Raw genomic sequence first — 26189 nt, 5'->3', positions numbered from 1 at the left:
AGCTATCGATGTGTTCTTTGCCGTTACGGCCATTTGCGTTTCGAGAAGAATTCCAAGCGATCGCCGCTCCGGTCCGCCGGACGAGCGCCCATCCACAACGGCAGGCACGGCTGCTCACTCTTTTGCGATCACAGCAGCTGGGAAGCCGAAACGCCCGGTCCGGTCTCAAGCGCCTTCATCATCTCGCTGGACACGCAGATTGGAGACGACGCGCCGGTTCTGCACCTTGCACGAGCGCTCGGCGCAATCGCGGACTTCGCGGTCGTTGCCGTAGCCCTTTGCCCACATGCGCCTGGCGTCCACGCCCTTCGAGGCGAGATAGGCCATTGCCGCCTCGGCGCGCTTCTGCGACAGCGCCACCATCTTGGACGGGGAGCCGGAATCGTCGGCAAATCCCTGCAGCTTGACCAGCCAATTCGGATTCCTGTTCAGCCAAACGGCCTGGTTATCCAACGTCGCCATGGCGACGGAATCGAGCGTGGCAGAGTCCTGGCTGAAGTAGATCCGTCGGCCGGCGTTGAGGATAAAATCCTCTTCGCTGCCAGCCGCGATGTTCTCGAAACCTGGCGCGGGATCGTTGGTCTGGCCGGTCATCGGCGCCGCGGCAGGTTCTTCCAGGGAGGCAACTTCGCTGGTGGTGCAGGCGGCGAGCGCCACCAGCATGGCCGCGGCCACAACGCTCCTCGTGTATCCGAGCATAGTATACATCTGGATGATATTCCTTATTGGACCGGGGCTATCTTGCCAACCTGAGCGGCGTTTTCAGCCTGGTCGGCGATATGCGGCAGAACCTGCACAGCGGTGCCGATCGGGCAACGCTGGTAAAGATCGATGGCGTCTTCATTGAACATGCGGATACAGCCGCTGGAAGCATCCTTGCCGATGCTCCCCGGCTCCAACGTGCCGTGGAAGCGATAACCGGTGTCGACGCCGTCGCGAAGCAGATACATGGCGCGGGGGCCGAGTGGATTCTTCGGTGAGCCTCCCGCCACGAATTCGGGCAATTCTGGATGGCGCTTGCGCATCTCCGGCGGCGGCGTCCAGCGCGGCCAAAGCGATTTCCGATCGATCGTGGCGCGGCCAAACCATTTGAAGCCCTCGCGGCCGACGCCGACGCCGTAGCGGATGGCTGTCTTGTTCTCCATGATGACGTAGAGAAAATGATGCCTTGTATCGACAACAACGGTGCCGATCGGCTCGCTGCTGAAATACTTGACGACCTGGCGGTGCCACCGCCTGTCGATCTTGGCGAAGTTGGTCCTTTGGAACACCACGCCATTGTCGACGGCGGTGCCGGCAAAATAGGAAGACGCCTGCGCAAATGTCGGTTTCTGAACCGCGCCGGTGCCAAGTAAAGCCAAACCACCCAGTAACACGTCCCTGCGGGTCCACACCATCGGCAATATCCCCCTCAAAGCCAAACAGCGAAGTGCCAGTAAATCAGATTTTGAATTGGCCACAACAGAAAACTCCGCTCCTGTCCAAAAGACCGAGATCGAGTTGGGGCTGCGCGTGGCCCTTTAAAATCTCCTGTAACCGATTTTCGCGGTCATCTTATTGCCCCCGATCCCTGCGCCTTGCAGCTGCTCGGACCTTCGGTAAGCAGTTTCAGTTCCAGATTTTCGGATCGGCCCGACGTCGCATTCCGATGGAGAGGGCGAGTTCGGACCGCCCTTGACGAGCGAAAGGCCAATCCCCATCTGCGGGCTAACCCGCTGGTCCGGGCCCCTCTGGCGAGAGCCTCGGCACTCTTGCGATGTCGGACCGTTTTCCGACAGCCCGTGCCGATAGGGGATTATCTTTGAATCTTTCTTTGTTGTTTTTCGAGTGGCTGGAAACGCCGCTATCGATGTGGTCGAGCTTCTTCGCCCTCGTCGTCGCCGGGGTGGTCTGGAGCTCCCTCAAGACACAGGATCAGCAGCAGCGTGCATGATCAGCACTGCTCATAGGAACACTGTCAGCTACCGAACAGGAAGGAAATAGATATGTTTTCGGATTTTATCGGCTGGATTTTTGCCGTGCTCGTCGTTGATCCGCTGCAGGCTCAGATAGTGGAACAAGTCGAGCGCGCGCGGCTTCCCATGGAGATCGCTCGTCAGTCCCAGGCCTGCCTCGCGTCCCAGAGCCCGCAGTTGATCGAACGTGCCGCGGGCGACTATGGCTGGGCTGCGGCTACTGTCGTCAACATTGCAATCGGCCGCACTGGGCCGGCGGAGCTGCTCGATAATCAAGATCCGCAATGTGCAGCCCTCCTGCGGGTTCTTGGCGGTGCCGGCGAGGATGCGTAACAGGCGGTTCGGTTTGAGATGGGTTGAATAAGTTGTTCGAACAAGACGGGCACAAACAGTCGCGCGGAGTGGCCCGCGCGCAACTGAGGGAGATGGTGGAACTCGCCCGGGCAAAAGGCGGCCTCTCCATTGGCGAGGCTTTGGAGTGCATGGGTCCGGCCGGCATTGCTTTCACGGTCCTGTTTCTGGCAATCCCGGCCCTGACGCCGATACCCGGCCCGTTCGGCATGGTGTTCGGCACGACGCTTGCTCTGGTCTCGCTCCAGATCAGCGCGGGCCGCCGGACGGTGTGGTTGCCTGCCATCGTCCGAAACCGTCACCTTTCGTTCGCGACGCTTGATCTTATCTTCCGTCACTCGGTTCCGATGATCGAAAGGGTGGAGAAAATCGTGCGCGCCGATCGGATGGCGGTGCTGACCGGGCGACATGCGCAGGCCTTGCTCGGCCTCCCCATCTTCCTGCTCGCCGTGGTGATTGCCCTGCCGATCCCCTTTGGCAACGTGCTGCCGGTGTTGTCGCTGGTGGTCCTGGCAGTTGCCATGATGGAGGGTGACGGCCTCGTCACTCTGATTGGGCTTCTGCTCTCCTCGGCGACGATCGCCATAACCGCGGTTTTGCTCAACCTGATGGGGTCAATGATCTTTGCAGCGTAGAGACGCACAGTTTGACGCCTTCAAGAGTCGTGGTCGTCCCAGCCAGCCCCTTCTTAATCTACTCTGGTGGCGGCGACGCCCGAACACGGTCTCTGCATCGTTCCGGTGCCGATAGGATGGGCGTTTTCGGAACCTGGCCTGATTGTGCTGGCGGCCATGGTGGCGACGCAGCGAACGAACCCGGCCAGTTCGCCATGAAATGTCCTCTCAAACTTGCCACCAACAAGCTTGCGCAGGTCCCTGGGCGTCCCGGCGACATCAAGAACACAGGCGCTGGCGGAGTATTGATGCCGCGTGGTCGAAATCGCCATGCAAGAATGGTTACAAAGCCGACGGTTGTGCCTAAATACTCTGACATCGTCATCGATCCCGAACTCAGATGCTGCTCTCGCTCCGCAATGTCAGAAAATCCTATTTGATCGCCGAAGGACCTCTTGAGATCCTGAAAGGCGTGGATTTCGATATCGATGCCGGCGAAAGCGTCGCGTTGACCGGCGAGTCGGGAAGCGGAAAAAGTACCCTGCTTCACCTGGTCGGCGGGCTTGACTATCCAGATGCCGGACAGATCCTGTCAGCGGGCGTGGATATTGCAGCTTTGGACGATCGGGGAAGGGCCCAGTATCGACGTTCGCAGGTCGGGTTGGTGTTTCAGCAGTTCAACCTGATTCCGTCGCTCGATGTCGCAGCCAACATTTCCTTCCATGCAAGGCTTGCTGGCCGGCACAATCCTGACTGGGAGCGGCAGCTCGTGGAAAATCTTGGCATCGAGGCGCTTCTCGCCCGATACCCAGAGCAGCTTTCCGGCGGCCAGCAGCAGAGGGTGGCGATCGGCAGAACGCTTGCTGCGCGGCCGCCCCTTGTTCTCGCCGACGAACCGACCGGCAACCTCGACGAAGCGACCGGGGACGCTGTGCTCGCCATCATGCTGTCGCTGACGAAGAGTGCAGGGGCTGCGCTTTTGATGGTGACGCATTCCTCGAGGCTGGCACAGATGCTCGACCGCAGCGTTCATCTCAGCGGCGGAAAGATCGCCTGATGCTCTGGACCGCCGCAACGGCTCTCGTTTCGCATTGGCGGCGTCGGCCCCTTCAATTTTTTACGCTTATCCTCGGCCTTTCATTAGCGACTGCGCTTTGGTCGGGTGTCCAGGCGATCAACGCAGAGGCGCGGGCGAGTTACGCGCGGGCAGCTTCTGTGCTCGAGCAGAACGAATTGACGCAACTCGTACCGAGAAACGGCAATTCCGTTCCCCTAAGCACGTATTCCAAATTGCGAAGGGCAGGCTGGAACGTCTCGCCCATTATCGAAGGCGACCATCGCTTCGGAAATGTCCGTGTGCGGCTTATCGGCAGTGATCCGTTGACGATGCCGGCGCAGGGGCGTGGCTTGAACACTGCAGAATGGAACGGCCTGGCGGCCTTGACGGGTACCCTTGTGGTTTCAAAGGCGACGGCCCTGAGGCTCCAGGGGCACACCCAGATGCAGCTCGAGGTGTCGCCAGACCTGCCGGACGGAGCCGCGTTCACCGATATCGCCGTCGCCGAGCAGCTTCTCGACAGACACGGCGAGGTAAGCCGTCTCGTCGTTTCGCCGGAACAACGGGCGAATCTGACTTCGCTCGACATTCTCGCACCCGAGGTCGCAATAAAGCCACCGGGCGACCGTCCGGATGTCGCACAGCTCACCGACAGCTTCCACCTCAACCTCACAGCGTTCGGTTTCCTGGCGTTTGCCGTCGGTCTGTTCATCGTATACGCGACGATCGGCCTGGCGTTTGAGCAGCGCAGAGCCACTTTCCGGACCTTGCGCTCTCTCGGGCTTTCCCTGTCGTCGCTGAACATCCTGCTGATGACGGAGCTTCTGACGCTGGCCTTCTTTTCAGGGCTTGTCGGCGTGGTGATCGGTTATTTCGTGGCGTCCCTGTTGCTCCCGGATGTGGCTGCAACCCTTAAGGGGCTCTATGGAGCGAGCGTCCCGGCTACACTGACGATCCGGCCGGAATGGTGGGCAACGGGGCTCGGAATAGCGGTCGGCGGAACGATCGTGTCGTCGGCCCAAAGCCTCTGGCGGGTCCGGTGCATGCCGTTGCTGGCTGCAGCCCAGCCTCGCGCCTGGGCCCGAGCGACGGCAATCGGTATCCGACTGCAGTTTTTGGGTGGGCTTGCGCTGCTGATTGCGTCGGTCACTTTGGCGAATGTCGGACACGGGCTGGTCGCAGGCTTCGCAGTGCTGGCCTGCCTCTTGCTCGGAGCGGCCCTGATGCTACCGGGCATGCTATCGGCGTGTCTTGCCGTCATGCAGAGAAACTCTTCACGCGTACTCGTCACGTGGTTCTGGGCCGATACGCGGCAACAGCTGCCTGGACTAAGCCTTGCCCTGATGGCGCTGTTGCTGGCGCTCGCCGCCAATGTCGGTGTCGGCACGATGGTCTCCAGTTTCCGCCTGACTTTCATCGGCTGGCTCGACCAGCGGCTGGCGGCAGAGCTTTACGTCACTGCGCGAGAGGAGAACGAAGCGATGCGCTTGCGGACATGGCTGTTGGACCATTCGACGTCGGTCCTTCCCATCTGGAGCATCGAGGGTGAGGTGCTCGGAGACAGGCTGCAGATTTTCGGCGCAGCTGCAGGCGACCCGACCTATCGGGACAACTGGCCGCTCTTGTCAGGCACGACCAATGTCTGGGACCAGGTCGCAGCAGGGCAAGGAGCGCTCATCAACGAGCAGTTTTGGCGTCGCAAGGGGCTCGAAATTGGCGATCGCCTGGTCCTGCCCGGCAATTGGACAGTTCCCGTCGTTGGCGTCTATTCTGACTACGGCAATCCAAAAGGACAGGTCATCGTCGGCGTCGAAGCCCTGACGGCACATTACGCGGATGTCCCAAAGCTGAGGTATGGTGTGCGTGTACGGCCGGTCGAGGCTGCGGCGCTGAAGGAACGCCTGACGACTGAATTCGGTCTGCCTTCTGAAAACGTCATCGACCAGGCTTCACTGAAGCGGCAATCCCAGGCGGTCTTCGACCAGACCTTTGCCGTGACCGGAATGCTCAATCTCTTCACCCTCGGCGTTGCAGGTTTTGCGATGTTCTCCAGCCTGCTGACCTTGTCGGGCATTCGACTGCCGCAGCTTGCGCCTGTCTGGGCGATGGGGATCAGGCGACGTGATCTTGGGCTGCTCGAAGTGCTGCGCACTCTGGCGCTGTGGCTCGCGACCTTCGTTGCCGCGGTCCCCGTCGGCCTTGCGCTTTCCTGGGTGCTGCTGTCGATCGTCAATGTCGAGGCTTTCGGCTGGCGGCTGCCGTTGCAGATTTTCCCCATGGACTGGCTCGTCCTCGGGTTGGTGGCGCTGGCTGCGGCGATCCTGTCTGTCTTTATTCCGCTCCGACGGCTGGCGACGGTCGCGCCATCGGATTTGCTGAGGGTGTTTGCCAATGAACGCTAGAGGTCTACTGGCCGCCTTTGTTGCCGTAGCCACGGCAATCTCTGTTCCTGCCGCCGCCATTTCGCAAGGATTTGCCGGCCTGGGCTCGACCGCCGAGGGCTTCGCTGTTCCACGCCCCGGAATACAACTGAGCTTTCCGCAAGATCACGGCCCCCATCCCGAATTCCGCATCGAATGGTGGTACATTACCGCAAACCTGGAGAGCGAGGATCGGACGCAGTACGGCGTACAATGGACACTTTTCCGCGCCGCCCTTGCGCCGAAGACCGAGGGCGGCTGGTCGGATCCTCAAGTCTGGCTGGGCCATGCTGCGATCACCGCGAAAGATCGGCACCTCTTGGCCGAAAAACGCGCCCGCGGAGGGGTCGGCCAAGCAGGTGTCGAGGCCATACCCTTTCTAGCCTGGATCGATGATTGGGAAATGAAAGGCCTGTCCAAACCGGGCGCCGACCAGCTAGACAAGCTTAGCCTCCACGCGACCGGAAAGGATTTCGCGTATAGGCTCGAACTCTCGGCCAGCGGTCCTCTCGTGCTGCAGGGAGATCAAGGCTATTCGGTGAAGTCGGCCGAAGGGCAGGCGAGCTATTATTACTCGCAGCCGTTCTATGAGGTTTCGGGTTCTCTCGACATTGGCGGCAAGACCGTTCGGGTCAGCGGCAAGGCATGGCTTGATCGAGAATGGTCGTCGCAGCCCCTCGCCAAGGATCAAACCGGATGGGAGTGGTTTTCGCTCCACCTGGATTCCGGTGAAAAACTCATGGCGTTCCGTCTTCGCGACAGCCGCGGCGGCTACACATCGGCAAACTGGATTTCGCGTGATGGCAAGCCTGCCCCTGTGCCGCCGGGATCACTGCAGATAACGCCTTTGCGAACAGCACACGTCGGCGAACGGGATGTCCCGGTTGCATGGCGCGTGCGGATTGCCGAGCGTGGCTTCGACGTGACGACGAGCCCCTTGAACGACAAAGCGTGGATGGCAACTACCACCCCCTATTGGGAAGGTCCAATTTCGTTCAAGGGAAGTGCTGCGGGGTATGGCTATTTGGAAATGACGGGATACTGACGATGATCGGAATTGGGCCATTTCCCCAATCCCGACGCGGCTCTCCTTGCTCCTGGCAAAACACAAGATGATTGATTTGGGGCAGCGATCCTCAGCGACGGCATGAGACTTTTAGCCTTCCGCCACTGTTCCACCGCCGGGACGCAAAGATAGGTTGCATTGCTGGACGCCCAGTAGCGACAAAAATTATCTTTTGTTAATTACAGGTCTTGCCGGCAAGCTTCTATCCTGTCGCATTGCAGGTCGAGAACCGCCGGCGATGAGTGACCACCGCGACACGACGGAACTGGACGACACTGCGGACGGGAGGATGAAAAAAGACAATCGTCCTCCACATTCGGGAGATGCAAAATGCGCTCTTTGATCGTTAAGGCGGCGCTCACCGCCATCCTCATAACTGTCCCGCTAGCAACCGCTTTCGCTGCGTCCCATCCTTCCCGCTATTCCCACGGTGCGCGCGCCGGCGAGAATGATCATCGCACTCATTGGGCTCGGAGCGAGCCTGGCGACGATGACCCACTTGTGGATCCAATGCCGATGTTCATCACAGACAGCCGGATGGACACCATACTTGCCGAGATCAGTGCCGCAGACGGCCGTATCGCCGCCGATAGCGGGCGAATGATGCTCAGTGCCGCTGAAGTTCGTGATCTCCGTTCGCAAGAAGCCGCGATCCGCAGACAAGCCATCCAGGTGGCGCTCAGCGACGGTATGATATCCAGGTTTCATTATCACGTGATAGAGCATCAGATTGCCGATCTCGACAGAGCGATATCGCGCAAGGTCCGCCACGCCTGACTTTATCATCGCGACATGAGGCCGCTCGTCCGGGCGGCTTTGTCCTTGTTGAACTGGCAAGATCAGGTGTGGCCGGCACCGATCGTGGCTGCGCTATTTATCTCTGGTTCTGCCGAACTTCAGATCGTTGTTTCGATCTCGGTTGGGGACCGAGCGACCTGTTCGGCCCCGAGAAGCAGCGGAAAAGTCGAGGCTGAATGCCTGTGGCAGAAGCTTGAGGGATGGCTGAGCAGCTCACTGCTTTACGCAGCAGGCGGCCATCTCGTAAGCCGTGGCGGCCATTGCCTGAAAGGCTGCACTGGCGACCATTCGCGTCGCGGTTTGAGACATTCTTCGTGACAGAAAGAGGTTGCAACAATATACAGTCAATATCGATGAAGAAGGACATATGATATCCCGATGAAAGACTGGCGACCCGACCTCAGCCGCAGCAACAGCCCCCGCTACATGGCCATCGCCGACCTTATCGAGATGGATATGCGCAGCGGTCATCTGGCCATCGGTGATCGTCTGCCGCCGCAGCGCGAGTTGGCGAAACACCTGGGAATCGATTTCACCACCGTCGCGCGTGGTTATGCCGAGGCGCAGAAGCGCGGACTGGTGGATTCGCACGTTGGCCGCGGCACGTTCGTCACCGGTGGGGCCGACAAGGAGCGGCGGGGCTTTGCGTCAGACACCGCCCCCGATCCGCGCCGGTCGTCTGCGATCGACCTTTCGATGAACATGCCGCCGGAGCCCAACGATCCGGAACTGATCGAGCGGATGCGCGAGGGCATCTCGGCGGTGGCCTCCAGCCTTATCCCGCTTCTGCGCTATCAAGGATTTGGCGGCTCGGGCATGGACAAGGAGGCCGCCGCCACCTGGCTCGGCCGTCGCGGCCTTGTCCCTTCGCAGGAGCGCATCTTCGTGACACCCGGCGCTCACCCGGCGCTGCTTTCGATTTGCGGCCTGCTGGCAAGGCCCTCCGAAACCATCCTGTCAGAAAGCATCACCTATCCCGGCATCCGCTCGATTGCAGCGCAGTTGCGTCTCAATCTCTCGGGTTTGCCGATGGACGCTCAAGGCATCTTGCCGGACGCCTTTGGCGAAGCCTGCGAGCGATTGAAGCCCAAGGGAATCTATCTCAACCCGACCCTGCAGAACCCGCTTACCCTGACGATCCCAGAGCAGCGGCGCCAAGAGATCTGCACGGTGGCGCGCAAATATCACGTCCCGATCATCGAGGATGACGCCTATGGCTTCATTCCGCTGGATGCACCGCCGCCGTTTGCCGCAATGGCCCCGGACCTCACCTGGCATATCGGCGGCTTGGCAAAGTGCATCGGCGCCGGGCTCCGGCTAGCCTATGTCGTTGCACCAGATACCAAGGCGATCTGGCCGTTCGTCAGCGCCATGCGTGCCAATAATGTCATGGCCTCTCCGCTCACCATGGCCCTTGCCACGCGGTGGATCGAAGATGGCACGGCCGATACGATCCTGCGGTTCATCCGCAAGGAGGCAGCGGCACGCCAGGAAATGGTCGCAGCCATTCTTGCGCCTGGTAGCTATCGTGGCGATCCGATCAGCTTCAATATCTGGCTGCCGCTGACGAACGGCTGGACGCGGTCGATCTTCGGCAGCCACATGCGCGCCTCCGGCATTGGCGTCGTCGCCAGCGATGCATTTACGGTCGAAGGTCAGGTGCAGGAGGCGGTGCGCGTCTGCCTTGGAGGCCCCATTGACCGCAAAAGGCTGCGGAGCGCTCTTGAATTCATGGGCCACGCACTCGAAGGCTCACCTGAACTGGCGGCGTCCTTCTTCTAGTTTGGCGCGCCCTGTCAATGATCCGGAATGAGAGTTCTGCGGCAATATGCCATATCGCATCAAACCAAGATATGAACCTATATTGAATGCATACAACTCCACAGATGAATGCATGCATTTGCGCGTGCATGGACGAGGATCGACCTTCATGCAAACCGAGTGGCCACCAATTCCGCCGACGGCAACAGGGCTCAAGGGACGATGCCCGCGCTGCGGCCAGGGGCATATGTTCAACGGCTTCCTGAAGATCAGGCCCGAATGCGAGGTCTGCGGCCTCGACTACAACTTCGCAGATCCGGCGGATGGTCCCGCATTCTTCGTCATCTGCTTTGCTTGCGTGCCAAGTGTGCTGCTCGGCGTGTGGCTCGAGGTCCAGTACAGCGCGCCCTTGTGGGTCCACCTGCTGGTCACCGGTCCCTTTATGCTGGCGACATGCATCCCGCCCCTGCGGCCGCTGAAGGGATGGTTGGTGGCCAGCCAATATTTCTACAAGGCAGAAGAGGGCAAGCTCGCGCGTATCTCTCCTGCGTCGAAAGAGGTTTAAGTCCTGCTGCCGACGCAAACCGGCTCAAGCTATCGGCACCGGGCAACGCCGACTTCGGATCCTCGACGAGGCCAGTTGAATCAACGCACGCATTTCATAAAACAGCCGAGCTCATTCGGATCGCTGCCCGCAGTTCGAACAGGCTCGTGGCGAGCGAGGAGCGTCAGCCGCTTCGCCGATCTTCAAATACCGGCGTTGGCGCCGTGTCTCAGCGTGAGCTATCCATAGGGCGCTCGTGTTGACTCCGTCTTTCACTCAGCTCAAAAGAACACTTACCTACAGAGGGAGAAAACTGATGGCTGACGAGAACAATACGGGCTCCACTACCGAAGTCGCAGGGACGGATGCAGCCGAAAAGATGCCGGCGACTAAAAAGCCGCGCGCACCGCGGGGCCAGAAGGCATCTGCCGGAGCAACCGTGGCTGCATCACCTGCCAAGACGGCACAGCTGCCGGGTGGTCGCAGGAAGAGTGGTGATCAGGCCGGGCAGGCAAAGCTGGCGCCCCAGGAAACGCAAATCACTGGCAAGAGCGCGAGCAAGGATCCAATCAAGGATATCGGTAGAAAGCGGACGCCAAAGCAAACCGTGCAGACAGCCAAGGCGCCGTTAGCGGCTCTTGATGAGGTTGCAGAGCTTACTCAGCTTGAAGAAGAGAATAAAAGGCTTCGAAAAACCCTCGCAGATAAGCTTCGCGCGGAAAATACCGATCTGCGCAAGCGGCTCGGGCTCGTCTGATCGACAAGCATGGGGCTCGGCCGGGAGATCGACAGTAGAGATCCGGCCAGCCTCAGTCGGGGGCCGGATCTAAAGCTGCGGCAACGCCCTGCTGCGGATTGCTCGAGGTTGAAGCACTATGAAAACACCATGGAAATTCCTTGCTCAGTTGGCTTCGCGAAGGCGGCCGATAGAAACACCAGAGAGCTCCGTTGGAGATGATGCCGATAGGGTGGCAGGCGAAAGCGGCATACGACAGACCTCGGCTCTTTCGTCAAACTCAACGGAAGTATCCGGTGGTGCTGACCACGATGACAATCCCGCCGTTGATCCACTGGCAAGGCCGACTTCAGCTGAACCCGACAGCGATCTTAATGGCCCTCCGTCAGTCTCGCGGCCAAGGGATGGTGAAGGGGTCCAGAGCCCTGCTCGTCATGAAACTAGCCGATCCCTTGGCGACACGTTGATGCAGGAAGGCCGGCCAAGTGGAAAGTCTCCACGAACACCGCGGACAAAGCGGCTGGGCCGCACGAAGACGCCCCGCGCCGACTTGGTTTCGAAGAGCACTGCTGTCGCAAGGAGCGACCAGGGCGCGCAATCCTCCTCCCGTCGAGATGGTTTCTTCGATGAGGTGGCAAGCCTGGACGAGGAGATCAGGCAACTGAGAAGCCAGTTGGCGCACAAGCTGCGTTTACAGAATGTTCAGCTTGAGAAAATGCTTGAACGATTCGATGGATCGTGAGCCTGCAAATCTCGGTCGGTTGCCCGGACAAAATTGATACGCTGTCGCGATGGCCTACTCACGGCGCTCTCCACTGGCGGGCGGCGCTGGAGAGTGCCATCCTTCACGCAACGGCATCGCAATCATCTCGCGGTCGGTCGTCGCTCGTTGATGATCGCTCCAATGCAGGCTGCGAGGGCGAGCGCTACGGCCGCAAAAGATGCCCATGCCTCCGGCGCTCCCATGCTCATAAGTGTCAGGCCGCTCAAGGAACACCAGAGAAGGGGGATAGGAAGGAGCAGCGGCAAGAACTTGCTGCGGGCAAGAAGCAGGAAGCCCAACGTTCCGATCGATGTCGGATCGGGCGCGACGCCAAAGATTTCGGACGAGGTCCAGGCCCGTCCCTGCAGCGGCGCAAGCAGCGGCTGCCCGGCGAGCGCGAGGGCGAGAAGCGCATATCCCGTCCACGCGGCGGGTCCGCGCCGGCAAAAGACAAGGCCGTCAATCAGCGTGCCGATGACGAAGAGCAGCAGTGCCTCACCGGCAAATGCGGGTGCAAGGTAAGCGGCGGCCCAGTTTATTGTCGCGTAGCGGTTCCATAGAAAAGACCATCCGACAAAGGCCCAAAGGATAGCAAGTACGAGCGCGACGAAGCGTCTAGAGGCAGGAGACCGTCGCACGATAAGGGCAAGCATGACAAGGCCGCAAACCAGTGTGAGCGCCTGTAGTGGACAGACCATCGCATTGTGCAACTCGAACATCCGCCAGTAGACGCGTGGCGAAAAGAGCAGAAAATCCTCAAGGCTGTAGGTCCACCATTCCGACATCAAAGTTCCTGCACATGGGCCGCCATGCGCTCGCGAGTGACAGCGTCGGGCAACAAGCCCGCCGCTGCCGCGACGTTCTCACGCACATGGTCAACACGTGTCGTGGCTGGGATCGCGACGGTGACGGCCGGGTGGGAGAGAATGAACTTCAGCAGGAACTGAGCCCAACTCGATGCACCAATTTCGGCTGCCCATGCGGGCATCGGTTCGCCGTCGAGCCGGCTCGTCAGCGCGCCTTGCCGGAAGGGCCGGTTGATGATCACAGCAATTCCACGTTCGGCCGCCAGCGGCAGGATCCGCTCTTCCGCCTCGCGATCGATGATATTATAGGTAAGTTGTACAAAATCGACGGCCTCATGCCGCATGATCTGTTCAAGAAGATCATGACGGCGCCCTTCGGAGGTCGTAATCCCGACATAGCGCACCAAGCCAGCTGCCTTCATTGCGAACAGCGTTTGCAGATGCGCCTCCCAGGCAAGCAGGTTGTGAACCTGAATGAGGTCGAAGCGCGGCACATTCCAGAAACGGCGGGATCGCTCGATCTGGTTTGGACCGTCGGCCCCCGAGGACGTCCAGACCTTCTCCGCCGAAAACAGCCCCGGCGGCTGACCGAGCTTTTGCAGGCCATAGCCGACGACGGGCTGCGATGATCCGTACATGGGCGAGGAGTCGATCATGCGCCCGCCGGCCTCGAAGAAGGCTGCCATGACCTGCGCGCATTCGTCCCTGAGCGTCGGATCGTCTCCGACATTGAAGGTGATCCAGGTCCCAAGTCCGACGGCCGGAATCGCCTCGCCCGTCGAAGGAATACGGCGGGTGACCGGCCGCTGGTCCTGGGCATGTGCCAAGAGCGGCGGCACATTCTTCAGTGCGGCCATCACACCCAAGGAGGCCTGCACCAGCATTCGACGTGTCGTCAGCATCCGCTCTCCGTGATATCGGTGGCAACTGGCGAACCCATGAGGCGATGGCCGATCACGATCGTCTCGGGCTTCCACCGGGATTTTAGAACGTTGCCGAGGGTCTGCAAAGCGTCGGCCGCAGCCGCCGGCACCGAGAGCTGGGCAAGGCTTCAGCCGGGGTCGCATTGCCGGGCATGGGCCGAAGGTTCGCCGAACTGGCCCCTTCGTGGAAGGCAGGCGCGCAGGTCATCGGGTGTCGCCGTATCTGGTGATCGCTTGAAAAATCCGGCGAAATCCTTGATTGTCCGAATATGGGCCTGCCGCGCCTGTCGCCGAGCCCACGGATACGCATGTCTTCGATCATCCGCTCGGGGTCGTCCTCTCCTGCCTCAAGGCAGCCTCCTGTCTGAGGTTAAACACCCCGATCGCCAGCCAGGACCGCACATCTGCAAATTCACGTCGTTCAAATCATTGCTGCACCTTCACCACGGGCGCCAGTGCCGCGCGAGCGGCTTCGTCCATGGGTCGACTGAAGACGGTTCTCGGCCAGATTGCGGACAAAGCGGATTTTGCCTGCGCCTGGCGGCGCTTCGGACCGCAAGTGAAGGCCGTCCACCTTCAGCTGTTCAAACGGCCCGGACATGGTCTCCACCGGACTGGGGCCGGCAGTGACTCCTTTTGCCTCGTTGGAACGTCCTTGCTGCGGCCGTCTTCGAGCGGCCGGATCAGAACATTGCTAGGACTGGATCATGGATGTGAACGGAAAGCGAATCGTGGTCGTCGGCGGAAGTCGCGGCCTGGGGTTGGGGCTGGTCGAGGCCTTCGTGGCACGCGCGGCGGGGGTTACCGTGGTGGCCCGCAACGCAACGGCTTTGCAGGAGGTGGGCGAGCGGCTGGCCGTCGCCACGATATCGGCCGACGCGACCGACGCCGGCGTGGCGAAGCAGATCATGGCCGACACCCGGCCCGACATTGCGATCGTGAATGTCGGGGCGAAACCGCCCATGGATCGGATCGACCGGATCGGCTGGGAGGCCTTCGCAACCAACTGGAACGTGGACGTCAAGGCCGCGCTGCACTGGGCCCAGGCCGCCCTGACGTTGCCAATGGCGCCGGGCGGACTGGTCATCTTCGTCTCCAGTGGAGCTGCCGTGCAGGGTTCACCGCTGTCGGGTGGCTATGCCGGAGCGAAGAGGGCCCAGTGGTTCATCGCCAAATATGCCGAGGCACTATCCACGCAGCTCGAAATGGATCTGCGGTTCCGGGTCATCATTCCCCGGCAGATGTTCGCCGGAACCGGCGTCGGCGACACCGGCATTGCCGCCTACGCCGCGGCGTCGGGGCGGACATTCGCTGAACAGGCCGCCACCTGGCCGGACATGACACAGCGGGCCTTTGGCGATATGGTTGCCGACCTGATCGGCAAGACGGGGCTGGCCGAGGCCATGTTCTATGCTGTGCGTGGGGATACCGGCGTGACGGTCATCGAATGACGGATGAAGTGACCATCGGGGCCGAGGCGGGAGACGACGCCCGGCGCGCGGCTCTGGCAGCCGAGGCGGATGCGCTTCGCCCCGAACTGCACCGCTATGCCGCCCGTCTGGTGGGTTCGGTGATCGACGGCGAGGATGTGGTTCAGGACGCCTTTGCCCGCGCCTTCACGCGGATCGGCGCGGTTTCGCCGGGAACGCCGCTGCGACCCTGGCTGTTCCGCATCGTCCACAATCGCGCCATCGACGCGCTGCGCCAACGCCGCACCCGCCGAGAACCGCTGGAAACGGCCTTCGCCCTGGCCGACGCCGGCACGGTCGATCCGGAAGACGCCGTGATGCGTCAGGAAGCGGTGCGGTTTGCAGTGGCGCGCTTTGCCGAATTGCCCGTGCCGCAGCGCAGCACCGTGATCCTCAAGGATGTACTGGACGAGTCGCTTGCAGATATCGCGGCGCTGCTGGAGCTGAGCGTCGATGCCGTCAAGGCCCATCTGGCACGCGGCCGCGCGAGGCTGCGGTCCATGTCTGAAACACAGTCCGAGGTTCCTCGCCCGGCGAGTGCTGAGGCCTTGAACTTCGCGGCATTGTTCAACGCCCAAGACTGGGCCGCGCTGCGCCGACTGCTGGCCGAGGACGTCCGGCTTCGCCAGGCGCGACGGCCGGAGATCTCTGGCGCCGCGCAAGTCGGCCGGTTTTTCACTTACTATGCAGAATATCCGCGCGTCGGGGTCGAACCGGCTCGGCTGGAGGGTCGGGAGATACTGCTGGTGTCGGACGAACCGGCGAGCGTTCCTGCGTACTTCATGCTGCTCGAATGGCGGGATGGCCGGATCATCATGATCCGCGACCATCGCTATGCGACCTATGTCATGGACGGAGCAGTCGTGACGCACGCCGCGCGACCAGCTGAACCATAGGCCGTGGCGGCGTTGAAAGGCTGCGGGCCGACACATTTTGGGGACCTTTCGGTGCCGCGCGAGCTGATATCGAAAGTGTTCCAAGATCGTCCTGCCTCCTCCGGATGGGCCACCGGGGCCGTCCAGTTTCGGCCTGCAGGCGACGATGACCGCGGCCAGGTAGCGCTTTGAAGTCAACCGACGAATGCCCGTTCGACGACATAAGTGGCCGGCGCGTGGTTGCTACCTTCGACGAGGCCGAAGGATTCAAGAACCGTCTTGCTGTCCTTCAGCATCTGCATCGAGCCGCAGATCATGGCGCGGTCCTGCGTCGGATCGAAGAGCGGCAACCCGGTTTCGCTAAAGAAGGCTCCGCTGCGGATGAGATCGGTGACGCGGCCCATACGCGGGAAGGCTTCGCGTGTCGTCGTCGTGTGGAGGCGTAGTTTTTCGCTTGCTGTTTCGCCAACCAGCGGATCGTGCTTAAGTCCGTCTACCAGTTCGGTGATGTAGGTGAGCTCGGCGACTTCTCGGCAGGTCTGCACGAGGATCACTTCCTCGAATTTCTCATAGATTTCCGGATCGCGGATAAGGCTCGCGAATGGCGCCACGCCGGTTCCGGTCGAAAAGAGGTAGAGCCGCTTGCCCGGCAGCAGGGCATCGAGCACCAGCGTGCCGGTCGGTTTCTTGCGCATCAGCACCGTGTCCCCGGGAACGATCTTCTGCAGGTGTTCGGTGAACGGCCCGCCCCGCACCTTGATCGAAAGGAATTCGATCTCCTCGTCCCACGAGGGGCTGGCCATCGAATATGCGCGAAACACCGGCTTTGGCGCATTCGGCAGGCCGATCATGACGAATTCGCCGGAGCGGAAGCGAAAGCTTGCGGGCCTGGTGATGCGGAAATGGAACAGCCGGTCGGTGTAGTGCTTTACTGCCGTCACGGTCTGCGCAAAGACGTCTGCCGGGGCTGGAGACTTCGGCCAATCGGCGTCGTGCGTCTCTCCTGCACCGGTTTTGCCGCTCGATTGCGTGGTCATCCCCGTTTTCCCGTTCCATCGGCGATAATTTGTTTGTGTACGAATGAAATGGAAATCCCAAACCGCGCTTTTGTCAATAAAGGATTTGGGCTCGACAGAAATTTCCGGCAAAGTTAGCATTCGTGTGCAAATTGGATCGCCGAACCGTGCCGCAGATAAATTTCGCCCGGATCCGGCGTGCAACAAACAGGGGAAGGGGACGAATATGGCTGATGTAGCGGGCGGAAACGAAAAGGCTGGCAGGCTGGTCATCAAGAATATCGGCCTGATTCTTTCCGGTAAAATCGAGCAGCCGATCCTCGACGGCGACTGCATCGTTTGCGACGACGGAATTATCACCGCCGTAGGTTATGAGAAGGACATCGACACGGAAGGCGCCAAGACGGTCGTCGACGCCAGGGCGACGACGGTCGCCCCGGGGCTCATCGACAGCCACGTGCATCCGGTAATCGGCGACTATACACCGCGCCAGCAGCAGCTGAACTGGATCGACTCGACGCTCAACGGCGGCGTGACGACGATGATCTCGGCTGGCGAAGTGCATGCACCCGGCCGTCCGCGCGACATCGTCGGCCTCAAAGCGCATGCGATTGCCTCGCAGCGGTTCTACGAAAATTTCCGCCCCTCGGGGGTCAAGGTCCATGCCGGTGCGCCAGTCATCGAGACGGGCATGGTCGAGCAGGATTTCAAGGATCTGGCGGAGGCCGGCGTCAAGCTGCTTGGCGAGGTCGGTCTTGGCGGCGTCAAGGACGCGGCCAATGCCAAGCAGATGGTGGCCTGGGCGCGCAAATACGGCATCCAGAGCACAATCCACACCGGTGGCCCTTCGATTCCCGGCTCGGGCCTGATCGACAAGGATGTGGTGCTGGAGGCGGACACCGATGTGGTCGGCCATCTGAACGGCGGGCATACGGCGCTGCCGGATGACCAGATCGTCTGCATCTGCGAGCGCTGCATGCGGGGTCTTGAGATCGTCCACAACGGCAACGAGCGTGCAGCGCTGCTGACGGTCAACACGGCGCGTGAACTCAAGAAGCTCGATCAGGTCATCCTCGGCACCGATGGACCAGCAGGTTCTGGCGTTCAGCCGCTCGGCATCCTGCGCATGGTGTCGCTGGTCGCTAGCCTTTCCGACACGCCGGCGGAGGTGGCCTTCTGTTTTGCCACCGGCAATACGGCCCGCCAGCGCAATCTCGACTGCGGCATCATCGAGCCCGGCAGGACGGCCGACTTCGTCATTATGGACCGGGCCCAGCATGCGCCAGGCGCGACCCTCCTAGAGTCCGTGAAGCTCGGCAACCTGCCCGGGATCGGCATGACAGTCATCGACGGCGTGATCCGGACGCAACGAAGCCGCAACACGCCGCCGGCCACGGCGGTACCGGAGATCGTCTTCGGCCGCTATGCCCAGTATGGGGGCTGACGCAGCACCCGTCCGGCTTTGAGGCGCGCTAAGCTTGCCGTAGCGATTTGACCTGCCGACTGGATCATGAAAAGTGACAAGACATCGATATTGTCGCGTCGTCAGGCATGCGTGCATCTTGTCCATAACCGGCGCTTGAGCCCGGGCGCTCTCCCATACCAGCTTCTCCGCACGTTGCGATCAGACCAGGCTTCGCACGGCGTCGAGGCCTTGGGGAGGAAACGTGGGGGCGCACGTCCGCCCGCACCACACCTTAACCTTTTAGAATCGTTCACATGATTGAACCAAAACCATCGTGATCTAGCGCAGTCCGTCCTTGCCTTCGATCTCGTCCACCTTCAGGCCGCCGATGCGGGCAAAAGGCCTTCCGCTGTCTGTTACGGCAACGGCGACCATGATCTCGTCGGCGCGCGGAGAATCATTGAGGCTTACCTCCATGCCGTCGAAGTGTGAGCGGACGAAGGCTGCATCCTTGTGGCCGAGGGGTATGTCGAGAGCCTGGCCGGGCCCTCCACGCTTCTTCGAAGACGGGACCAGGGCGGCGCCTTTCTCCACGGCGGCGCGAAGCGGCTTGCCCATGGCAGGATGCAGCAAGGCGGCGGCATGTTCCAGCTCGCCGTTCTCGCCGACCATGGCTGCCTTGCCGTAGCTCTGCGCCTCGGAGGGCTCAATGCCCAGTGCCGCAACGCATTTTTCCCCCAGCAGGCCGCCGAGTTCGGCGCCGATATCGATCAGCGGCGTCAGGTCTTCGACATAGCGTCCGGCAAAGGGGTTGCGGATAACCGCGACCGCGGCCGCCTTGCGGGTCGGCGGCGAAACCGTCCGGCCCATTTCAGAATGGGTTTCCTCGAGAAAAACGGCGAGTTTGCGGATTTCGGCTTTCATCTCAGTCCATCCTCTCCCTTGACATCTTCTGCTTTCAGTCCGCCGAGGCGGGCGTGAATGCGTCCGCCGGTGGTCATGACCAGCGCGAGCACGATCTCGTTAGCGCGCGGTGCGTCGGCAAGGCCGACCTCCATCGCGTCGAAATGACTGCGCACATAGGACGCGTTGATATGGGTTACCGGAACGTCCAGGCGCGCGCCGGCGGCGCCGACTTTCTTCGTCGACGGCACGATCGCCTTGGCGTTGCCCAATGCCTCGCGCATGGCATAGCCGCCCGGCACATGCCACAGGGCGCCATGCTCCAGTTCGCCGGCCTGACCGACAATCGCGCCCTTGCCATAGCCCTCGATGGCACCCGCTTCGCCACCGAGCGCTTCTATCAGCCGCCTCGCCATGTCGAGGCCGAGAGGCTCCAGATCCTTCATGAAGCCCTGAATATCCTCGTGATAGGCGCCCGCGAACGGATTTTCGATAACCGCAAGAACGGCGCCGCGCTTCAGCGGCTTTGCAGGTGGCGTGCCGCCTTCATGGCGAATTTCCTCCACCGCTGTAAGGATTTTCCTGATCTTTGGTTCGGCCATGGTTGACGTGCTCCGTTGCGTTGATTGTGGTTCGGGTGGAGTCCTGATCGCACGCCATTGCCAGGCGCCCCTGATCCTGAAGAAAAAGCGCGGCTCTTTCGATGAAACCGAGCGCTATGAAACGTTCAGCTTCCGCGACCCCGCGTGACAGGGCTTCCTCGACCTCGTTGGATGCCAGCCTGCCGCAATTGCGCACTACGAGCCTTGTTCCGAGGTCGCTGTCGTCGCGGACATCGACGGCGCGGACGCGTTCGATTGCCGGATGGCCGGGGAGATCGACGGCATTGGCGATGAGCGTCGCGGCGGCATCGGCCTCTGCCGCGGTGCGGGCGATGACAGTGACGGATTCGGCAATGCCGAGCGAAAGGCTGCGGCCCCCCCTGCCGCTGGTGGCGATACCGCGGCTCTGCGAGGCCGCCTTCAGCTCGAAATGGCCAAGCGAAACATTGTCTAGTCGCGCGATGCGGACGCGGAAGGAGGCGTCGCCGTGGAGATGCACCGCGATGTCGCCGCCATTGTTGACGTAGATCCGGGCCGGTCTTTCGACCGGTGAAAAAGCGGCAACCATTGACTCGAGAGTCTCCTCCGCGACGGCGCCGGCAACGGCTGCCATCGGGGTGATGAAGCGGTATCGCGAAAGCGGCTTCACTGCCGCGACCATCCGTCTGGCGACGCTTCCGCGCGGATCGGACATGTCCGGATCCGCTTCGGCGCGAAGCAGCGGCAGTTCCGACATCAGCTCCTCGAGCACCGTTTCGAACCTCGCCCTTGCGACGTCGAAGGCACGGGCGCGCATTTCTGCCGCGTCGCAGCGCAGGCGAGGACCGTCATCGGCGCCGATGACGAGGTCGATCGGGCCGTGCTGCAGATGCAGCCTGCCACCCGATCCGTCCTGATCCGGCAAGTAACTCGCCTGAGGACCCAACCTCGTCACTCCGTCGCTATCCGTGTCATGCCTGCCACTTGAAGTTCTGGCTTTCGGTTGGCCAGGGAGCGTCCTGGCGCTTCGCGACCTTGCGTTCTGCCACCTTCAGCGCCTCCTCAATCGGTACGACCGCTTCCATGTGGCCGCCGAGCCTACGGTAGTCGTCAAGCCGCATGGTGAATTCGATCGGCGCAACGAGTGCGGGGGTCGGCACGTAGCCGAAGGAATTGGCCGGCATCTGCGTCACGTCTGCCATTACGGTAATGCCGCCCCCGGGCCAGACATAAGCCGGCGCGCCGCCGCACGATACGTAGGTCAGCGCCTCCTTGACCGAGCGGGTGAGTTGCACCGGATTGCGCGTGACCCCTGCGCGCAGGCTGCCTCCGGCGCCGCCCATGAACAGCACCGAGCAGACGGCCGGCTCGCAATTTTCGGCGATCTGCTCGACCGACAAGCGGATATCCTCCGGCAGGCTCGTCTGGAGCGCGGGCACGAGGTTTTCATCGAGAATGTAATAGCCGTATTGCTCGCCTGTGGTCGAGACCATCAGAAGGCGCAGGCCGGGATAGGCGGTCTTGGGGTCGAACGCGCCGAGGATTGATAGCGGATCGGATATGTTGGTGCCGCCCCAGCCGGTGCCCGGCTCTGCCACCTGGAAATAGCGACCCGGGGTTGAACGGCGGCCCTTGATCCTGATGCCGGTTGCCGGGACGTTCAGCACGCGGCCCGCCTGGTGTTCGGAAAGAACTCCTGTGATGTGGTCGTCGACCACCACGACCTCGTCCACGTGCTGGGCCCATTGCTTGGCAAACATGCCGATGGTCGCCGAGCCGCAGCCGACACGCATTCGCTGTTCCTCGACACCGTTGATGATCGGTGCCGTACCCGCCTTGACGACGATTTCCGCGCCGCCGTCGATCGTCATTTCCACGGCCTCGCCATTGCAGAGCCGCATCAGTGCGTCGCAGGTGAGGCGGCCCTCCTTCTTTGTCCCGCCGGTCAGATGATGGACGCCGCCGAGGGAGAGCATCTGCGAGCCATATTCGCCGGTCGTGACATGGCCAACCGGCTCGCCTTCAACGCGCACGGCAGAGGTTTCAGGGCCGAGATAGCGGTCGGTGTCGATCTTCACCTTGGCGCCGCAATAGCTGAAGATGCCCTCGGTCACGACCGTCACCATGTCGACGCCGCGTTCCTGCTGCGAGACGATGAAAGGGGCGGGCTTGTAGTCCGGGTAGGTGGTGCCGGCGCCGACGGCGGTGACGAAGGAGCGCTTCGCCTGAACGAGATCGCCGTCCCACTCCTTGTCTTCGGCGCCCGGCAGGAAGGAAACGAGCTGGCCGCCATTGTCCTTCCGGCTCTCGATGATCGTCAGGGGATCGACGCGAACGAGGTCGCCGCCGACATTGGCGTAGCGGTCGCAGGCGCCGGATCTGCCCTCTGAGATGTAGCACATCACGGGGCAGGCATCGCAGCGGATCTTGCCGTCTATGGTGCTTTCGATCGTTTGTTTGACCATTGGGGCTTCCCGTCAGTTCTTCATCATCACGGCGCGGATCGCCGCCATCACCTTCGCCGGCGTCGCTGGCAGGTGGTGGAGGCGCACGCCCGCAGCATCGCGGATTGCGTTGAGGATCGCCGGCGCGGTCGGGATCAGCACATGCTCCCCGAGCCCCTTGGCGCCATAGGGCCCATGGCCGTCCTCGACCTCTACGATCAGGGTCTCGACGGGCGGAATGTCGCCGAAGGTCGGGATGAGGTAATCGTGCAGGTTCTCGGTACGTCCGGGAACGAATTCCTCCATCAGCGCAAACCCTACACCCTGAGCGATGCCGCCCTGGATCTGCCCCTCGATCAGCAGCGGGTTGATCGCCTTGCCGACGTCATGGGCTGCGGTGAACTTCCGCAGCTTGACGGTGCCGAGCGCCATGTCGACACTGAGTTCGACGAGTTGGGCGGCATAGCCGAAGACCGCGTAGGGATGGCCCTGGCCGTTCTCGTCGAGCGGTCTTGTCGGCGGATCGTAACTTTCCTCGGCCATGAGGACATAGCCGTCCGTGTTGGCAGGCAGGGCTTCTCCAAGATGAACCGTGCGGCGCACCTCGCCGTCGACGAGGCGCACGACGCCGTCGCCGATCTTAATCTCGGCATCGTCGGAGACATTGCCGAGCCGCAGGATCTGCTTTCTCAGCGCTTCGCCACAAAGCCTGGCGGCATTGCCGGAAACATAGGTCTGGCGGGAGGCGGAGGTTTTGCCGGCATCGGGCGTCAGGTCGGTATCCGGGCCGACGAGCCTGCACGCAGAGACGGGCACGCCGAGCGCGGTTGCGAAAATCTGGGCGATGACGGTGTTCGAACCCTGGCCGATATCGGTTGCGCCCTGGTGCAGGACGACGGTGCCATCGGCGCGAATGCCGGCCTTGATGATCGAGGGGTTGGGCAGCGAGGTGTTGCCGCAGCCGTACCAGCCGGACGCGATGCCGGTGCCCCAGCGCAGCGGGCTGCCGGAGCGCGCGGCTTCGGCGTTGAGAGCCTTTGCTTGCGCGCAGGCGCGATCCCAGGCCGGTCGTAGCGCCTCCAGACAGGCGCTGATGCCCACGCCCTTGTCGAAGATCTGGCCCGTTACCGTCGGCTGCCCGTTGTCGAGCGCGTTTAGCTGACGCAGTTCCAGGCGGTCCATGCCAAGCTTCAGCGCCAGTTCGTCGAGCATGGACTCCTGTGCCACTGCCGCCTGCGGCACGCCGAATCCGCGGAAGGCGCCGGATGGCGGACAGTGCGTGTGAATCGCTCTGCTCCGCGCGCGATAGTTCTCGATGAAGTAGGGGCCGGAGGCGTGTACCGGCACGCGATTGGCGACCGTCGGCCCCCAGGAGGCATAGGCGCCGGTGTTGAAATCGCCGTTGAACTCAAGGGCAGTGATCTTTCCGTCTTGCGTCGCACCGATGCGGATCGTGATCTCGCTGGGGTGGCGCTTTGTGGTGGACTGCATGGATTCGGTGCGCGAATAGGCCATGCGCGCCGGCCGGTTGGTGAGCCAGGCGGCAAGACCGATATAGGGCTGTATGGAAAGATCAAGCTTGGAGCCGAAGCCACCGCCGCAGGCTGAAGGCACCACGCGCACGTCCTCGGGCGACAGCCCCATGATCTCGGCCATGCTGTCGCGGTCCATGAACGGTGCCTGCGTGCAGCCATAGATTTCCAGCCGATTGCCGGTGCGCATAGCATAGCCGGCTTCTGGCTCGATATAGGCGTGCTCGACGAAACCGGTTGAAAAATCACCCTCGACGACGATGTCGGCGGCGGCGAATCCGGCTTCGACATCTCCGCGCTGGACGAAACCGCCGCACATCACGTTACCCGCGCGGTTCCCGTGGAGGACGGCTGCGTCGGGTAAAAGCGCTTCTGCGACAGTCATTGCCGGCTTGCGCTCTTCCCAGGCAATCGGGAAACGATCGAGGTCGAGTGCGGCAATCGCATTCGCCTCACCGACGACGGCCGCGACCGCCTCGCCCCGGAAGCGCGCGACACTCTCGGCAAAGACTGGCTGGTCGGCAAAGGGCGGGATGACGCCGAAGCAGTTCTTGCCGGGAATGTCCTTGGCCGTCAGCACCAGCTCGACGCCGGGATGGGCCGCGCGCCAGGCCTTAAGATCGCCGAAGGCGAAAGCCGCATGCGCATAAGGCGAGCGGATGACGCGAAGTGCCAGCGCATCATCGGGCGCAACGTCATCGCCGAAGGCCTCGCGACCCGTGACCTTTGCAAGCCCGTCGATGCGGGCAATGGCCGCGCCGACGCCGCCCTCGGTTAGCGTCTTGGGTTTTTCGAGCGCGCCGCCGGCATCGAGGATCGCGTCGATGATCTTGCGGTAACCTGTGCATCGGCACAGCACGCCGCCAAGCGCATCTTGAACGACGGTCTCGTCCAGCGGCGTACGGGAACGCAGCAGCGCGGTTGCCGTAACGATCACGCCCGGCGTGCAGATGCCGCACTGGGCGGCGCCGTGCCGCTGGAAGGCTTCGGCGAGACCTTTTGCAACCGCGTCGGTGTCCACAAGCCCGCGCAGCGTCTCGACCGCGCGGCCATTGGCCTGCGCTGATGCTGTGGTGCATGAGCAGACGGGCTCGCCGTCGAGGAGTATGGTGCAGGCGCCGCAGTCGCCGGCGTTGCAGCCGACCTTGACGTCCTTGCAGCCGAATTCCTCGCGCAGCGTTTCGCAAAGCCGGCGCGCGGGATGCACATGGGCAGCGACAGCTTCGCCGTCGAGGGTGAAATTAACGGCAAAGGCATCCGCTGCGATCTTGGCTTCAGCGATCTGGTTCATGCCGCACGCTCCCCGGCTGTCGCAAGCGCTGCGCGCAAGGCGCGGCGGATCAGCTCTGCTGCGGCTTCGAGCCGATAGGCGCGATCGGCGCGCACGTCGTCGATCGGCGAAAGGAGGCAAAGGTGGCGAAGTTCCACGACAGACGCCAGGATCTCGCCGTTCATCGGCTGGCCCGCAAGCTCGCTCTCCAATGCCTCTATGCGGCGGGCGACCGCAGAGCAGGCACCGACAGCGATTCTCGCCTGCGCGACGCGGCCCGAGCCGTCGGCTTCGAGCAGAACGGCAACCATGGCGATGGAGATCACCAAATATCTGCGGGCACCGAGCTTCAGGAAGGCGGAAGCGGCATCCCGGTGCGGCACGAGGATCGCAGTCACCAGTTCGCCAGGGCGCAAAACAGTCCTGCGAACGCCCGTTATGAAGGCAGACAATGGAACAGTGCGGCGCCCCTCGCATGAGGCAATTTCGACCTCGGCGTCGAGTGTCAAAAGCGGTGGCACGCCGTCGGCGGCCGGCGAAGCGTTGCAGATATTGCCGGCGATCGTACCAGCGTTTTGAACCTGCAGCGCACCCACTTCGCGCGCAGCAGCCTGCAGGCCATGGAAGAGCGGGGGAAGGTTTGTGCGTGCCACATCGCTCCAGGTGGTGGCCGCACCGAGGCGCCAGCCGTCGCCTTGCCTTCGGATCGTGCGAAGCTCGTCAATACGGGAAATATCGATCAGGTCGCGCGTCGCCGGGCGATCGCGAAGGGCAGGGTAATAATCGGTGCCGCCGGCCAGTACGTCATGCGGGCCGGATGCGAGAATCGCGACGGCCTCCTCGCAGCTCCGCGGAGTGTAATAGCGCATCTCTGTTCCCAATTTTTATTTGTATACGAAT

25 protein-coding genes and 1 pseudogene are annotated in these 26189 nt (G+C 62.0%); 13 read left to right on the top strand and 13 right to left on the bottom strand.

What is annotated here, in order from left to right; genetic code table 11:
• Positions 1-165: 165 nt before the first annotated feature.
• A complete protein-coding gene (locus tag AM571_RS33220; RefSeq protein WP_074065167.1) occupies positions 166-708 on the bottom strand; it encodes an OmpA family protein in 543 nt (180 codons plus the stop codon).
• 14 nt (positions 709-722) lie between these two features.
• Positions 723-1397, bottom strand: a complete 675-nt coding sequence (locus AM571_RS33215; RefSeq protein ID WP_074065166.1) for a L,D-transpeptidase — start codon at positions 1395-1397, stop codon at positions 723-725.
• A gap of 404 nt (positions 1398-1801) precedes the next feature.
• Between AM571_RS33215 and AM571_RS38100 the strand changes: the two genes are divergently transcribed.
• The 10 genes from AM571_RS38100 to AM571_RS33165 all read left to right on the top strand — a co-directional run bounded on the left by AM571_RS38100 (position 1802) and on the right by AM571_RS33165 (position 11323).
• A complete protein-coding gene (locus tag AM571_RS38100) occupies positions 1802-1933 on the top strand; it encodes a hypothetical protein (protein WP_257788705.1) in 132 nt (43 codons plus the stop codon).
• A gap of 52 nt (positions 1934-1985) precedes the next feature.
• Positions 1986-2288, top strand: a complete 303-nt coding sequence (locus tag AM571_RS33210) for a hypothetical protein (RefSeq protein ID WP_074065165.1) — start codon at positions 1986-1988, stop codon at positions 2286-2288.
• A 32-nt stretch (positions 2289-2320) separates the two neighbouring features.
• Positions 2321-2941, top strand: coding sequence for an exopolysaccharide biosynthesis protein (locus tag AM571_RS33205; protein ID WP_074065724.1), 621 nt, complete (start codon positions 2321-2323; stop codon positions 2939-2941).
• 379 nt (positions 2942-3320) lie between these two features.
• On the top strand, positions 3321-3977 hold the full coding sequence (locus tag AM571_RS33200; protein ID WP_074065164.1) for an ABC transporter ATP-binding protein: 657 nt from the start codon (positions 3321-3323) through the stop codon (positions 3975-3977).
• On the top strand, positions 3977-6379 hold the full coding sequence (locus AM571_RS33195; protein ID WP_074065163.1) for an ABC transporter permease: 2403 nt from the start codon (positions 3977-3979) through the stop codon (positions 6377-6379). The genes AM571_RS33200 and AM571_RS33195 overlap by 1 nt, the downstream gene beginning before the upstream one ends.
• A complete protein-coding gene (locus AM571_RS33190; protein ID WP_074065162.1) occupies positions 6369-7442 on the top strand; it encodes a lipocalin-like domain-containing protein in 1074 nt (357 codons plus the stop codon). The genes AM571_RS33195 and AM571_RS33190 overlap by 11 nt, the downstream gene beginning before the upstream one ends.
• A 351-nt stretch (positions 7443-7793) precedes the next feature.
• Positions 7794-8240, top strand: coding sequence for a hypothetical protein (locus AM571_RS33185; protein ID WP_074065161.1), 447 nt, complete (start codon positions 7794-7796; stop codon positions 8238-8240).
• A gap of 399 nt (positions 8241-8639) precedes the next feature.
• Positions 8640-10043 (top strand): PLP-dependent aminotransferase family protein, encoded by a 1404-nt coding sequence (locus AM571_RS33175; RefSeq protein ID WP_074065159.1) that lies wholly within the window; start codon positions 8640-8642, stop codon positions 10041-10043.
• A gap of 148 nt (positions 10044-10191) precedes the next feature.
• The gene (locus tag AM571_RS33170; protein ID WP_074065158.1) at positions 10192-10587 is read left to right on the top strand and encodes a DUF983 domain-containing protein; all 396 of its coding nucleotides are present in this window, start codon (positions 10192-10194) and stop codon (positions 10585-10587) included.
• 295 nt (positions 10588-10882) lie between these two features.
• Positions 10883-11323, top strand: a complete 441-nt coding sequence (locus tag AM571_RS33165) for a SyrB-like regulator (protein ID WP_074065157.1) — start codon at positions 10883-10885, stop codon at positions 11321-11323.
• 843 nt (positions 11324-12166) lie between these two features.
• Here AM571_RS33165 and AM571_RS33155 read toward each other — a convergent pair.
• The 4 genes and pseudogenes from AM571_RS33155 to AM571_RS33140 all read right to left on the bottom strand — a co-directional run bounded on the left by AM571_RS33155 (position 12167) and on the right by AM571_RS33140 (position 14395).
• The gene (locus AM571_RS33155; protein WP_074065155.1) at positions 12167-12850 is read right to left on the bottom strand and encodes a DUF6064 family protein; all 684 of its coding nucleotides are present in this window, start codon (positions 12848-12850) and stop codon (positions 12167-12169) included.
• Positions 12850-13773, bottom strand: a complete 924-nt coding sequence (locus AM571_RS33150) for an aldo/keto reductase (RefSeq protein WP_074065154.1) — start codon at positions 13771-13773, stop codon at positions 12850-12852. The genes AM571_RS33155 and AM571_RS33150 overlap by 1 nt, the downstream gene beginning before the upstream one ends.
• Before the next feature lie 215 nt (positions 13774-13988).
• Positions 13989-14145 (bottom strand): annotated as a pseudogene (locus tag AM571_RS38590) (phage integrase N-terminal SAM-like domain-containing protein); the annotation flags it as partial.
• A 70-nt stretch (positions 14146-14215) separates the two neighbouring features.
• The gene (locus AM571_RS33140) at positions 14216-14395 is read right to left on the bottom strand and encodes a hypothetical protein (protein WP_074065153.1); all 180 of its coding nucleotides are present in this window, start codon (positions 14393-14395) and stop codon (positions 14216-14218) included.
• 106 nt (positions 14396-14501) lie between these two features.
• Between AM571_RS33140 and AM571_RS33135 the strand changes: the two genes are divergently transcribed.
• A complete protein-coding gene (locus AM571_RS33135) occupies positions 14502-15245 on the top strand; it encodes an SDR family NAD(P)-dependent oxidoreductase (RefSeq protein WP_074065152.1) in 744 nt (247 codons plus the stop codon).
• A complete protein-coding gene (locus tag AM571_RS33130) occupies positions 15242-16159 on the top strand; it encodes an RNA polymerase sigma factor (RefSeq protein WP_074065151.1) in 918 nt (305 codons plus the stop codon). The genes AM571_RS33135 and AM571_RS33130 overlap by 4 nt, the downstream gene beginning before the upstream one ends.
• A 173-nt stretch (positions 16160-16332) precedes the next feature.
• Here the strand turns inward: AM571_RS33130 and AM571_RS33125 are convergent, their stop codons facing one another.
• The gene (locus tag AM571_RS33125; RefSeq protein ID WP_074065150.1) at positions 16333-17175 is read right to left on the bottom strand and encodes a ferredoxin--NADP reductase; all 843 of its coding nucleotides are present in this window, start codon (positions 17173-17175) and stop codon (positions 16333-16335) included.
• 205 nt (positions 17176-17380) lie between these two features.
• On the opposite strand from AM571_RS33125, the gene AM571_RS33120 reads away from it, so the two are divergent.
• Complete coding sequence (locus tag AM571_RS33120) at positions 17381-18598, top strand: amidohydrolase family protein (protein WP_074065149.1); 1218 nt, start codon at positions 17381-17383, stop codon at positions 18596-18598.
• A gap of 300 nt (positions 18599-18898) precedes the next feature.
• Here AM571_RS33120 and AM571_RS33115 read toward each other — a convergent pair whose 3' ends face one another.
• The 6 genes from AM571_RS33115 to AM571_RS33090 are packed head-to-tail and all read right to left on the bottom strand — an operon-like array spanning position 18899 to position 26158.
• Positions 18899-19483: an amino acid synthesis family protein gene (locus AM571_RS33115; RefSeq protein WP_074065148.1), complete on the bottom strand. Its 585-nt coding sequence runs from the start codon at positions 19481-19483 to the stop codon at positions 18899-18901.
• Positions 19480-20064, bottom strand: a complete 585-nt coding sequence (locus tag AM571_RS33110; protein ID WP_074065147.1) for an amino acid synthesis family protein — start codon at positions 20062-20064, stop codon at positions 19480-19482. Before AM571_RS33110 ends, AM571_RS33115 begins: the two co-directional genes overlap by 4 nt.
• Positions 20009-20968 (bottom strand): UPF0280 family protein, encoded by a 960-nt coding sequence (locus AM571_RS33105; protein ID WP_074065146.1) that lies wholly within the window; start codon positions 20966-20968, stop codon positions 20009-20011. The genes AM571_RS33110 and AM571_RS33105 overlap by 56 nt, the downstream gene beginning before the upstream one ends.
• 46 nt (positions 20969-21014) lie before the next feature.
• Positions 21015-22508: a 6-hydroxynicotinate reductase gene (locus AM571_RS33100; protein WP_074065145.1), complete on the bottom strand. Its 1494-nt coding sequence runs from the start codon at positions 22506-22508 to the stop codon at positions 21015-21017.
• A gap of 12 nt (positions 22509-22520) precedes the next feature.
• On the bottom strand, positions 22521-25310 hold the full coding sequence (locus AM571_RS33095; protein ID WP_074065144.1) for a molybdopterin-dependent oxidoreductase: 2790 nt from the start codon (positions 25308-25310) through the stop codon (positions 22521-22523).
• Positions 25307-26158 (bottom strand): FAD binding domain-containing protein, encoded by an 852-nt coding sequence (locus AM571_RS33090; RefSeq protein WP_074065143.1) that lies wholly within the window; start codon positions 26156-26158, stop codon positions 25307-25309. Before AM571_RS33090 ends, AM571_RS33095 begins: the two co-directional genes overlap by 4 nt.
• Positions 26159-26189 lie beyond the last annotated feature (31 nt).

The sequence above is a fragment of the Rhizobium etli 8C-3 genome (genome assembly GCF_001908375.1).
Lineage (GTDB): Bacteria > Pseudomonadota > Alphaproteobacteria > Rhizobiales > Rhizobiaceae > Rhizobium > Rhizobium etli_B.
Note: the sequence above shows the minus strand (reverse complement) of the source record. Positions and strands in the feature narration are given on the sequence as shown.